Source organism: Chryseobacterium sp. CBSDS_008, from assembly GCF_049959325.1.
Taxonomy (GTDB): Bacteria; Bacteroidota; Bacteroidia; order Flavobacteriales; family Weeksellaceae; genus Chryseobacterium.
In genome coordinates, this window is record NZ_CP188202.1 from 2,130,846 (window position 1) to 2,142,991 (window position 12,146).

Sequence of the window (12,146 nt, forward strand, 5' to 3'; positions counted from 1 at the left end):
GCAAGTTTTTATGGTTATTGTTTAAGAATTTTGTAGGTTAGCTTATCTCCTGTATTCAGATAGAAAATGACAACGTACATTCCTATTGGCTGATCTGACAGGTCAAGTATTGCCTTGTTTTCTCTTTTATCAAGTATGAGTTCCCTGTATTGGGTAAAATTATAAGCTACATATTCTGCTTTTTCAATCATACTCCCAAGCTCAGAAGACCATACCAGCGTAACTTTGTCCTTGGTAGGATTAGGATAGATCTTCACCTGATATTCAGGTGGAGGAAACTCTTTTTTGCCTGTAATATCATTTGTTGCATTCTTTGTGTGAGCAGCACAGGTGGCACAGTACCTTCGTTCGATCTGGTTTCCACCGTCTTCGTACAAAAATGTAAGCGTCTGTGACTGCAATTTCCCCGATGCGATTATCAGAAAAAAAATTAATACTATAGATTTTTTCATAGAAAAAAATTTGGATTCATTACAAAAATCAATAAAATAAATCAGGTTTGAAAAGACAATGCATCTGAAACAGAAAAAAACAATCAGATAAATTATCTAAAAAATAGATTTTATTTGTTTTTTTAGATATTTTTGAGAATACAACACTAAAACCATGAAAAACCATCAAAAAACTCTATTCGATTTCTTGATTAAGGAATCGGGCGGGAAGAAAAAGCTTGTGGATATTATGATAGAAAAGCTGGCACTCTCCAATGATACAGCATACAGGAGAATCAGCGGAAAAAGTCATATTACACTCAATGAAGGTATTTCTCTTGCCTCTCATTTCGGAATCTCACTGGATCAGATTCATACCTCCGGCTCAAGCAATGCAGTACTGAACAAAGTACATGATATTTATAATATTGACGATCTTGAGAGATATTTTGAAGCCTCTATCCGAAGCCTGCAAAAAATAAAAGGAGCTCCTGATGTAGAATTTATCTATGCTGCCAAAGATATTCCCCTTTTTTATTTTATGAAATTTGAAAACCTTTATAAGTTTAAAATTTATACATGGCTCAAACTTATGGATGCTGAATTTTTCTCAAAAAGAGTAAGTTTCGAAAAATTTGAAGTTCCGGCAAACATTAAAGAAAAGGCTCAGCTTCTGCCTGAAGTGTATAATGATGTAAGTTCCACCGAAATATGGAGTGAGGTTACCATTTATGCACTGTTGGAACAGATTATTTATTTTCATCAGCTTGATTTGATTCTTACTGAAAATGCCTTGAATATTTGCAATGAGATTCTGGATATGCTAAAACAGATAGAAGAAGATACCATTAATGAAAAAAAGGGAAACAAGGAAGTTAATTTTAAATTGTATCAAAATGACCTGCTGATCATGAATAACAGTGTATTTATAAAGTCTGTTGACCAGAAAATACTGTTTATGCCTTACAATATCCTGAGCTATTATTATACTCAGGATAAAAGAGTATGTGATAATTATGAAAAAAGTATTAAGCTTATCTTAAAGAATTCAGAACTTCTTTCTACCAACAATAAAGAAAGAAATATATTTTTTAACAAAATGTACAAGAAAGTGGAAGGGTTGAAAAAAAACCTCAAATTGCAAGCATAAATTATAATTTCCTCAATTCCCTAATTCTAATTTTTTTAAAAATTAATCAAAGTTTAACCTAAGAAATAGAGGAAGAATCTTTGCGAATTATTATTTTTGATAAAATATACATATTCAGAATGTCATTACACTTTAATCCACGAGATATTACTTGGCTTGCCTTTAATGAAAGAGTTCTACAGGAAGCTATGGACGAAAAAGTTCCCTTACATTTAAGAATACGTTTCCTGGGAATTTTCTCCAACAATTTAGATGAATTTTTCAGAGTGCGTGTTGCCGGATTAAAGCGTGCCATGGATTTTAAGGAAAAAGTAATTGCTGAGTCTTTTTACCAGCCACCTTCCAAAATCCTTCAGCGAATCAATGAAATCGTAATGAGACAGCAGCTGAATTTCGATAAAACCTGGAAAAAAATCCAGACCGAAATGGCTGACCATAAAGTTTCCATTAAAAATTCCAAAAACCTGACAGCAAAACAAAAAGAGTTTGTCAGACAATATTTTGACGAAGTGGTAGAATCCAATGTGATTCCTATTCTTCTTCATGAAAACACTCCTATGCCCTACATGAGAGACAAAAGTCTTTACCTGGGGGTGGCTATGAGAAAAAAAGACTGGCAGTATTCCAGCAATTATGCCATTATTGAAATTCCTTCCCGTTTTGTAGGAAGATTCGTATTGCTTCCAACGGAAGATCCGGAAGAGAAGAATGTGATGTTATTGGAGGATGTGATCACGTTCAACCTGCCGCACATATTTTCTTATTTCGGGTATGATGAATTTGCGGCTCATGCTTTTAAAGTAACAAAAGATGCTGAGCTGGATCTGGATAATGACATTAGAACCAATTTTGCAGAAAAGATAGAAAAAGGGCTCAAAAACAGAAGAAAAGGAAAACCTACCCGTTTCGTTTTTGATAAAGATATGGATAAAGCCCTGTTGGAGCTCCTTATCAGAAAATTGAATTTAACGAAAAAAGACAGTATCATTCCGGGAGGAAAAATTCATAATTTCAAACATTTCATGGACTTTCCTGATGTTTTTGAAAAGTATGAAAGACCGGTGGAAAGAACTTCTTTTACCCATCAGGCGTTTGAGCATGGAGAAAGAGTGACCGATGTTATCTTAAAAGAAGATGTTCTTCTTACCTTTCCTTACCATAAATATAATCCGGTGATCGACCTTCTGCGTGAAGCCGCTATGGATCCGGATGTAAAATCAATACAGATTACCGCTTACCGTCTGGCAAGCAGCTCAAAGATCATCAATGCCCTGATCTATGCCGCAAGAAACGGTAAGGAAGTAACCGTAATGCTGGAACTTCAGGCCAGGTTTGATGAAGAATCCAACCTGGAATGGAAAGACATGCTGGAACCTGAAGGGATCACCGTTCTTGTCGGGATTCCAAACAAAAAGGTACACGCCAAGCTTTGTATAATCAAGAAAAGAGCTCATAATAAAACCATTCAATATGGATTTGTAAGTACAGGGAATTTTAACGAAAAAACAGCAAGAATATACGGTGACCACTTATTGTTAACAGCCGACCGCGGTATCATGGCAGATATCAATAAAGTATTCAATGTACTGAAAAAACCGAAAGATGACTATATTCCTGTTTTGAAAACCTGTAAAAATTTATTAGTTTGCCCTCAGTTTATGCGTGAAAAAATCGTTCACCATATCGATAAAGAAATCGAGGAAGCTAAAGCAGGAAGAAAAGCAGAGATCATCGTCAAAGTAAACTCAATGAGTGACCGTTCTCTGATTGAAAAAATATATGAAGCTGCCAAAGCCGGAGTGGTAACCAGAATGATCGTAAGAGGAATCTATTGTGCCGTAAATCAAAAGGAATTCAAAGAAAAGATAAAAGCCATCAGCATTGTAGACGAATACCTGGAACATGCCAGAGTGATGTATTTTTACAATAAAGGAGCTGAAGATATGTACATTTCTTCTGCAGACTGGATGACAAGAAACCTGGATTACAGAATTGAAGCCGCCGCTAAAATCACTGATAAGAACCTGAAGAAGGAACTAAAAGATATTCTTGATATTCAGCTTAGGGATAATGTAAAAGCAAGGATTTTAGACAAAAAGCTAAGCAATGAATACATAAGAAATGATAAAAATGAATGCCGCTCACAAATAGAAACCTATAAATATTTAAAAGCTAAAACAAACAAGAAATGAAGATAGCAGCGATAGACATAGGGAGTAATGCAGCCCGCCTTCTTATCAATGAAGTAAAGATCAATAACAGAAAGCCTGAATTCATCAAGCTGAACCTTCTCAGAATCCCACTGAGACTGGGAATGGATGTCTTTACTATCGGAAAAATAGGCCCGGAAAGAGAAAAAATGGTCATTGATTCTATGAAAATTTTCAGTGATCTGATGAAAATATACAAAGTAGAACATTACAGAGCCTGCGCTACCAGTGCCATGCGTGATGCCGCCAATGGGAATGAAATAATCAGCCAGGTAAAAGAAACATCAGGTATTAATATCGAGATCATTTCCGGAGATGAAGAAGCTACCCTGATCTATGAAAATCATGTTGCAGAGGGTCTTGACAAAGAATTTGCCTATTTATATATCGATGTAGGCGGCGGTTCTACCGAACTTACCTTCTATGAAAACGGTAAAATGGTTTACGAAAAATCTTTCAATATCGGAACAATCCGTCTTCTCAACAACCTTGTGACTATGGACAACTGGAAAGAAATGAAGGATGAGATCAAAGAAAATATTGTCAGCAAAAAGCCAATTGTTGCCATCGGATCAGGAGGAAACATCAACAAAGTATTCTCTATGAGCAAAACCAAAGACGGAAAACCTATGTCTTTATCTCACCTGAAAAAGGTTTATAAGGAGCTTAATGAGCTGTCTGTGGAAGAAAGAATGACCAATTACAACCTTAGAGAAGACCGTGCCGATGTATTGGTACATGCTCTCAGCATTTTCAACAATGTGATGTCATGGTCTGATATCAGCAGAATTTTTGTGCCAAAAATATCAGTAGCGGATGGTCTGATCCATAATATTTACAGTCAGTTAGAGCATAAAAAATAACAGCAAATAATAGTATTGAAAGCCAGCCATTGAGCTGGCTTTTATTTTTAAAATTTTTCCGCCCAATTGTCATTGCGAACATGGTTCATAGGTGACAAAGCAATTTTTAATCTTTTTTTGTATAAGTATATATAATTGTCAGTTTAAATTTAGCTAAAGCCAATAGAAGGCGGCTCATTTTTTAAGACGGGCTAAAACCCACCTCTATTGAATTTTAATAACTACATCTTTTATCTTTATCTTTTATCTTTATCTTTTATCTAAAGTTTTAAAGTAAAACCACTCTCCCATTCGTCTTACTCATATCAATAGCAAAACAATGAATCCAATCAAAATAATTCTTACAGGAGCGACAGGAATGGTAGGCGAAGGTGTTTTAATGGAATGTCTTGAGAATCCAAATGTTTCTGAAATCCTGAGCATAAGCAGAAAGCCCTCCGGAAAAGCCCATCCTAAGCTGAAAGAATATCTTATTCCTGATTTTCTGTCAATAGACCTGAATGATGAAAAACTGGAAGGATATGACGCCTGTTTTTTCTGTGCAGGAATCAGCAGCATTGGCATGAATGAGGAAGACTACACCAAAATCACTTACGACACCACCCTGCACTTTGCCAAAGCCTTGCTGAATCAAAATCCCGAAATGGTGTTCAGCTATGTTTCCGGAGCGGGTACAGACAGCACTGAGAGTGGAAAAATGATGTGGGCGCGTGTGAAAGGCAGAACAGAAAATGATCTGAAAAGAATGAATTTCAAAGGAGCCTATAATTTCCGTCCCGGATTTATGAAACCCGTTGAAGGTCAAACGAATGTAAAATGGTTTTTCAAACCTTTTATTTGGATTTTTCCTGTTTTTTTTCAGTCAAAATCCTTAACTTTACAGGAAGTGGGTAGAGCAATGATCAATGTGACACAAAAAGGATACCCTACGTCTACTTTAGAAATTAGAGATATTAAAAATTTAGCGATATGAGAGACATGTTAAGAAGAATTATTCTGGTTATTTTTGTACTCTTGCTTGTTACTGCCGTTTCAGGTTATTTTTATATGCAGAAACATCCTTTGGAAGGCAATAAATCCGGAACGATTTTAAACTTTTCAGGAAAATCCGGCAAATAATTTTATTCTGATATTTTTCTTTCGAACATAATTTTATTTTTTATTGAAAACAAACCTATTTTTTAAACATTTCTTAAAACTCCATTAAAATAATTGCAAAACATAAAGTTCATTTTTGTATTTATCTAATAAAATCAATAACTACCTGTTTAAAGGGCCTGTGATTGCCACATTCTTTTTTCAGAGCGGTCTTTCGGGCAGACACTTATTTATTTCATTACTGGAATTTCAACAATAATACTTCACCTTCTTCTACCTTGGTGAATGGTTCTCTTACAGCTATAGCAGAGGTGCAAGCATTGTCGATTTTGCGGGTGGTACCGGACAGAATTTTAGTTTGCAAAATTTAAATGCCAGAAATGGTGATGTATCCGGAAAACTGATCGGAAAAGGAGAAGAACACATTAACAATAAACACGTCCAATCTTTTTACCGGTGTTTATCTCATAAAAACTTCGGAAGAACAGATCAAAAGAGTTGTTGTAAAATAAATTGCCCATTAATTTATAGTTCGGAAGATCCGGAGCTATTTAAGTATAGGTAAATCATTTAAAATGGCTTCATAAAACTTTCATGATTAAGATGATTTAAGATGATTTAACTTTTAAGATGAAATGTTTATATTTACCCTTAACAAAAACCCATTTCACAGTGAAAAATATTAAAATAGCAGGAATTTTAGCGATTCTTTTACTAGCAACAGGAACCGCTTTTTCACAATCCAGAAAAACAGAATCTGAAAAAGGCGTAGAAAAAACAGATAATAATAAGATGGTACACGTAGAAGGTGTAGGCCACAAACTCACCTATACGCTCAACGGAGGAGTTGCAGAAGTAGAAGGCGGCGATAATACCCTAACGATTAAAGGAAGCGCAAAAAAGATCGATGTTTCCGGGACGGGCAACAAAGTGTACATTGATAAGGTGGATAAAATAACTATTGAAGGGGGTGATAATACCGTTTATTACCGAACTTCAGATACAAAATCAGGGAAGCCGGATGTTTCTATTACAGGAGTGGGAAATAAAGTTGTAAAGCAGTAAACATATTTAGAAAGATTAGTTACATGTTTGGATTTGCATTAGATACTGGAGATGATCCTGAGATTATTACATTAATAGATCAAGTCAAGAATATTGAAGGATCTAATCCTATTGTTTATAAAAAAATCAGGCTGGTGAATGTTCATAACATTTCTAACCTGATTTCTGCTATAGAAAAAGCCTCTAAAATTTACCAGAATAATGGTCTTATTTGTAAACTTGATCCACAAAACAATATTATATCAAGTACTTTTATAACCAGCATTAAAATAAGCAAGTCCAAAAAAAATATTATTCTAACGGGTTTTGCGTGGACAAGTCCAAAAGGGTATCAAAAAGCTCTGGATATGAAACTCAATAATGAAATTAATAAAAAGAATATCTGGAAAAGGTTCAGAAAAGATGAACTACAGGGATGGCTTGTTTATGCTTTACATTCTTGTAAACCTGAAATAAACAGGGAAAAAATCAACATTCAAATTGATGGAAATGAATTTCACAGCTTAGATGGTTTTTTTTGCACTCTGGGAGAAGAAATTCACGGAATTTTGGGATACTTCGGACGTAATTTATATGCATTATATGATTGTCTCCGTGGAGATTTCGGAGTAGAATCCATCTCAGAACTCAATTGGATCAATCATAAAAGAAGTAAAACAATACTGAAAACAAAATTTACACAAATCGTTGAGATTTTTGAAGATCATAATGTTAAAGTTCTCCTGAACTGATTTTATCATCGGAAACCTGACGGGTTTTAAAAACCCGTCAGGTTTGGTTAATAGATTAAACTTATTGTTATCAAACAAATAAAAAGACAGGCCTTAAAAAAGCCTGTCTTTTAAAAATATCTCAGATATAATTACTCTACGTTGATTACCTTTTCGATTTCCGGTGCATGTTGTTTGATTGTATTTTCAACGCCTAATTTTAAAGTTGAAAAGTTCAATGAACACCCGGAACAGTTACCTAAAAGTTTCACAAACACCTGATTATCTTTCACATCAATAAGCTCAATATCACCTCCGTCTTTATTCAAAAACGGCCTGATGCTTTCCAAAGCTTCCATTACTCTTGTTACTGTATCTTCGTGCGTTATGTTTGTTTCCATATTTTTTCAGTTCAATTCGGTTTTTTCAAATTTTATTGAAATTATTATTATTTTGCTTTTGGTGAGCATCCTGCCATTGTTGAAATCTTCACCGCTTCAGTAGGAGGAAGATTTTTATTTCTTTCCACTAAGCTTTCTACCATTTTTCTGGCCGTTTCTGTATAGATATCTGCAATTTTAGATCCTTCCTGAAGCGCAGCCGGCCTTCCAACATCTCCCGCCTCTCTGATGCTTTGGATCAACGGAATTTCTCCCAATACAGGAATTCCAAGGTCTTCAGCCAGATATTGTGCTCCCTGGTTTCCAAAGATATAATATTTATTGTCAGGAAGTTCTTCCGGTGTAAAATATGCCATATTTTCGATTAGTCCAAGAACAGGAATATTGATGCTTTCCATCTGGAACATCGCAATACCTTTTCTTACATCTGCCAGTGCAACATGCTGAGGTGTACTTACAATTACCGCACCTGTTACCGGTACTTCCTGGATAATTGACAGGTGAATGTCACCTGTTCCCGGAGGAAGATCAATTAATAAGAAATCCAGCTCACCCCATGCAGCATCTCTGATCATCTGGTTCAAAGCTTTTGATGCCATAGGGCCTCTCCATACCACAGCCTGGTTTGCGCCTGAAAAATATCCTATTGAAAGCATTTTTACACCATAATTCTCAACAGGTTTCATCATGTTCTTTCCGTTCACTTCTACAGAAATCGGTTTTTGCCCTTCTGTATCAAACATGGTAGGAACTGAAGGGCCATAGATATCGGCATCCAATAATCCTACTTTGAAACCCATTTTAGCAAGCGTTACTGCCATATTTGCAGAAACTGTAGATTTTCCTACTCCTCCTTTACCGGAAGCAATAGCAATAATATTTTGAATTCCCGGAATTTGTTTTCCTTTGATCTGACTTTGCTGAATTTCACTAGGTTCCGGAGAAACGATTTTAAGTTTTAAATGAACGTTTTCTCCAAACTCACTGGCAAAAGCCTGTTTCATGGCAGCCTCCAGTTTTTTCTTTTCGTGCATTGCAGGCGAATGAGCTGTCATGTCAATATAAACATCGTCACCCATAATCTGAAGATTATTCACCAAATCGTCTACTTCTATTTCTTTAAGGAAATCCTGAACCTTTTCTTTCGTCAACATATAAATATAAATTGTTTACAAATTTACGCATTTTTTCGGTAATTTAGAATCAATAAAATCTATAATATCAGGTGATAAATCAGATCGTTAAAAACCCATCATTTCTGTTTTTTTATCCTGACACCATACCCGACTACAGAAAAACAACTTATATGAAAATCACTTCTTATCCTTCCAAATATGCTCTGCCAAAAGGAATTTTTACCATTGGAAAAACAAAATTCAAATGGTATGACCTGGCGAATGATCCCGCAGAAATTTCTTCACAGGATCTTAATAATGCCCGGAGGTGTATTGAAAGTGCTGAAGAAAAGTTTCAGAATATTGATGATCTCGGATTCGTCATCATGCACCGTTGCGGAGAAAATTATCTTCTGTTAGTCTGTACATGGCAAAATGAAAACGAATTGTGGGAAAGCGTCTACTATGATGGTTTTGGAAAATTCGAAGTATGGGACAGGAACAAAACCCACCTGCCGACTTATTGTGTCTGGGAAATGGAAATTGTCTATTATGAATCTCAGTCCTGGAAAAGATATCTGGGTTCCGGTAGAGAGGAAAAGGATAAAGAGATCTACCTCAATGATTTTTTTGAGGGAGAAGTGTAAATATTTGCTTCGTCTGACGAATGAAGAATCTCATAAAAAGAAGAGATTCTTTATTCCACTCCGTTTCATTCAGAAGGACATGAGCATAAAAAAAAATTTAAATCCAGATTATTAATTCGCTCTGTTTTTCTCATCAAACCTTACATTACGATCCATTCCTTTTACTTTTTTATTGCCAAAAGTATAAGTTGCGGATACGGTAAGCCTTCTGGCATCGTAATAATTGTTATAAGAATGAGTTCCTGTGGTATAGTAGATTTCACCCAGGCTTTTACCCTGCTTTAAGATATCGGAAACAAATATGTTCAACTGAAGACTCTTTTCCATAAGATTCAGTTTCACACCTGAGGTAAGATTTCCTGCAAACTTCATATAGGAATTTCCGGAATTGGAAGGCAAACGAAACCAGTAATTTAAGATCAACTGTACCGTTTTACCGGAGTTGAGCGATAAATTATTCTGAATATCGAAATCATAACTGTTCCCTTTTCTGGTAAGAGCATCAGTTGTAAAAACATCCGTATTCATATAAGAATAATTGGCAGAGTAATTGGCTTCCCATTTTTTGAAAAAAGTATCAGAGTAATTAAGTGAAACTCCCATACTGTTCTGGTTGTAATAATTTTCAAACGTACTTACCCTGTTTTCTCCTTTCAGATTGGCCAACTGACCAAATGCTTCCACGGTTCTCTGAAAATAAGCTGAAGCCGATAATTTTCCTCTGTATACATAGGAAAGTTCAAAATTATGATTGATAGAAGGCTTCAGGAAAGGGTTTCCGGTAAAATAAGAATTGATATTGATGTACCAGCGGTATGGATTGATCGCACGGAATCCCGGTCTGTTGATCCTTTTGGAATAATTCAGATTGAAAGTGTTATTTTCATTTCTTTTATAGCTGATATAAGCCGTAGGAAAAAATTTCCCGTAAGAATTTTCAGTCTGCTGTCCGGAAGTTAAAGAATTTCCATTGACCATAGAATATTCGTAACGCAAACCTGCTTTTGCCGACCATTTTTCGTTGAACGATCTTTCAAAACTGATATAAGCAGCATAATTTTTCTCGTTATATTCAAATTCATTGCTTTTCAGAGGATCTGTAATATATTCTCCATTTGTCAGATTCTGATAAAATATACTGGAATTATTACTAAAATTGGTGAATTTCACCCCCGCTTCTGTCTTTGCAAACTGATAAGGCAATATAAGATCCGCCTGCCCGGAATAAATTTTATAATCCACCATAGAAGGTGATTTTACCACAAACCTATCACCCGAATTCTCTGTAGTGGTAAAATCAATAGTTGTTTCCGGAGTATTGGAAAAATAATTTCCTGTGATACTCAGTTTATTATCCTGCTTCCCGAATTTCAGATCATAATAAGCGCTGCCCGTATGCTGTCTTCCTGTAGCTCTGTGCTGTGCATCGGTAAGAAGTGTATTGGTATAAATTCCATTCTGGAAATAGTTCGAAGTATTGATGATATCCATATTGGAATGGCCGAATCCGAAATCATAAATAAATCCGATATTGGACTTCTTATCCAGCTGATAATCCAGACTTAAATTCGCTCCAAGCCCGTCCCCGAAATCCCTTCTGTTGTCATTACTTTTAAGGCCATCCGCTCCCTCTATCCAATAGTTTTCATAAGAATGCTTTTCATTTTTATTCTGTCTCAACTTTAACGAGGAACGCAGTTTTTCATGCTGATAGTTGACTGTTACACTGTTTGAATTTCCTGTATACGTCTGCTGCTGAAGACTGCTGGTAAAACTTCCATTCCATCCCAGGTTTTGATTTTTCTTTAAAACAATATTAATTAATCCACTATTTCCCTGCGCTTCATATTTGGCAGGAGGTGCTGTAATAACTTCAATTTTTTCTATGTTTTCGGATCTGAGACTTTTCAGATAGGTAACCAGTTCTGCATCTGACAAATTCAGAATTCTGTCGTTGATCATTACTGCAACTCCACTCTTCCCAACAATGGAAACTCCTGTATTATCATCTACTTTTACTAATGGTGTTGTAGCAAGAGCTTCGGCTGCATCCATTCCTTGTGAGGCAACAGAATTAGAAACATTAAATACGAGCCTGTCTGCTTTTCTCTCAATCAGTTTTTTTCTGGCAGAAAGCGTTACTCCTTCAATCTGTTTTTCATTCTTTTTTTCAATAAAAAAGTCCTGTTTCACTGTTCCATTAATAACAATATCTTTATTGGATATTTCAATACCATCCTGGATAAGTCTGATATTATAGTTTCCGTTTTCTAAAAGTTTCAGGGAGTAATTTCCTTTTTCGTCCGAAATAGCAGTCTGCTGCTTCTGATTTTTTACTGCAATCACCTCAACGTAAGGAACAGCATTTCCGGTTTGGGTGATCTTTCCTGTTATACTTTGGGCAAATGCAGCCACGGGCAACAGCATGATCACAGCAAATACTATCTTCTTCATGA

The 12,146-nt window shown here is 35.6% G+C and carries 12 protein-coding genes; 8 read left to right on the forward strand and 4 right to left on the reverse strand.

All coding sequences use genetic code 11. The annotated features are described in order from the left end of the window. Positions 1 to 14: 14 nt before the first annotated feature. Complete coding sequence (locus ACP3T3_RS09520) at positions 15 to 452, reverse strand: T9SS type A sorting domain-containing protein (protein WP_426479646.1); 438 nt, start codon at positions 450 to 452, stop codon at positions 15 to 17. A 154-nt stretch (positions 453 to 606) separates the two neighbouring features. On the opposite strand from ACP3T3_RS09520, the gene ACP3T3_RS09525 reads away from it, so the two are divergent. From ACP3T3_RS09525 to ACP3T3_RS09555, 7 genes are all read left to right on the forward strand, one after another. After that, a complete protein-coding gene (locus ACP3T3_RS09525; RefSeq protein ID WP_426479647.1) occupies positions 607 to 1,581 on the forward strand; it encodes a hypothetical protein in 975 nt (324 codons plus the stop codon). Between the two features lie 119 nt (positions 1,582 to 1,700). After that, positions 1,701 to 3,773, forward strand: a complete 2,073-nt coding sequence (ppk1, locus tag ACP3T3_RS09530; protein WP_426479648.1) for a polyphosphate kinase 1 — start codon at positions 1,701 to 1,703, stop codon at positions 3,771 to 3,773. Further along, positions 3,770 to 4,654 (forward strand): exopolyphosphatase, encoded by an 885-nt coding sequence (locus tag ACP3T3_RS09535; protein ID WP_426479649.1) that lies wholly within the window; start codon positions 3,770 to 3,772, stop codon positions 4,652 to 4,654. Before ppk1 ends, ACP3T3_RS09535 begins: the two co-directional genes overlap by 4 nt. A gap of 319 nt (positions 4,655 to 4,973) precedes the next feature. After that, positions 4,974 to 5,627, forward strand: a complete 654-nt coding sequence (locus tag ACP3T3_RS09540; protein ID WP_426479650.1) for an NAD-dependent epimerase/dehydratase family protein — start codon at positions 4,974 to 4,976, stop codon at positions 5,625 to 5,627. Next, positions 5,624 to 5,773 (forward strand): hypothetical protein, encoded by a 150-nt coding sequence (locus ACP3T3_RS09545; RefSeq protein ID WP_156118480.1) that lies wholly within the window; start codon positions 5,624 to 5,626, stop codon positions 5,771 to 5,773. The genes ACP3T3_RS09540 and ACP3T3_RS09545 overlap by 4 nt, the downstream gene beginning before the upstream one ends. Before the next feature lie 651 nt (positions 5,774 to 6,424). Further along, positions 6,425 to 6,817, forward strand: a complete 393-nt coding sequence (locus tag ACP3T3_RS09550; protein WP_426479651.1) for a DUF3060 domain-containing protein — start codon at positions 6,425 to 6,427, stop codon at positions 6,815 to 6,817. Between the two features lie 23 nt (positions 6,818 to 6,840). Further along, entirely contained in the window at positions 6,841 to 7,548 is a 708-nt protein-coding gene (locus ACP3T3_RS09555) for a barstar family protein (RefSeq protein ID WP_426479652.1), read from the forward strand. A gap of 131 nt (positions 7,549 to 7,679) precedes the next feature. On the opposite strand, the gene ACP3T3_RS09560 is transcribed toward ACP3T3_RS09555, so the two are convergent. Both ACP3T3_RS09560 and ACP3T3_RS09565 read right to left on the reverse strand, forming a co-directional pair. After that, the gene (locus tag ACP3T3_RS09560) at positions 7,680 to 7,928 is read right to left on the reverse strand and encodes a NifU family protein (RefSeq protein ID WP_002977212.1); all 249 of its coding nucleotides are present in this window, start codon (positions 7,926 to 7,928) and stop codon (positions 7,680 to 7,682) included. A 47-nt stretch (positions 7,929 to 7,975) separates the two neighbouring features. Beyond that, complete coding sequence (locus ACP3T3_RS09565) at positions 7,976 to 9,082, reverse strand: Mrp/NBP35 family ATP-binding protein (RefSeq protein WP_426479653.1); 1,107 nt, start codon at positions 9,080 to 9,082, stop codon at positions 7,976 to 7,978. A 152-nt stretch (positions 9,083 to 9,234) separates the two neighbouring features. Here ACP3T3_RS09565 and ACP3T3_RS09570 point away from each other — a divergent pair, with 152 nt between their 5' ends. Beyond that, positions 9,235 to 9,690, forward strand: coding sequence for a hypothetical protein (locus ACP3T3_RS09570; RefSeq protein WP_426479654.1), 456 nt, complete (start codon positions 9,235 to 9,237; stop codon positions 9,688 to 9,690). A gap of 111 nt (positions 9,691 to 9,801) precedes the next feature. On the opposite strand, the gene ACP3T3_RS09575 is transcribed toward ACP3T3_RS09570, so the two are convergent. After that, the gene (locus ACP3T3_RS09575; protein ID WP_426479655.1) at positions 9,802 to 12,144 is read right to left on the reverse strand and encodes a TonB-dependent receptor domain-containing protein; all 2,343 of its coding nucleotides are present in this window, start codon (positions 12,142 to 12,144) and stop codon (positions 9,802 to 9,804) included. Positions 12,145 to 12,146 lie beyond the last annotated feature (2 nt).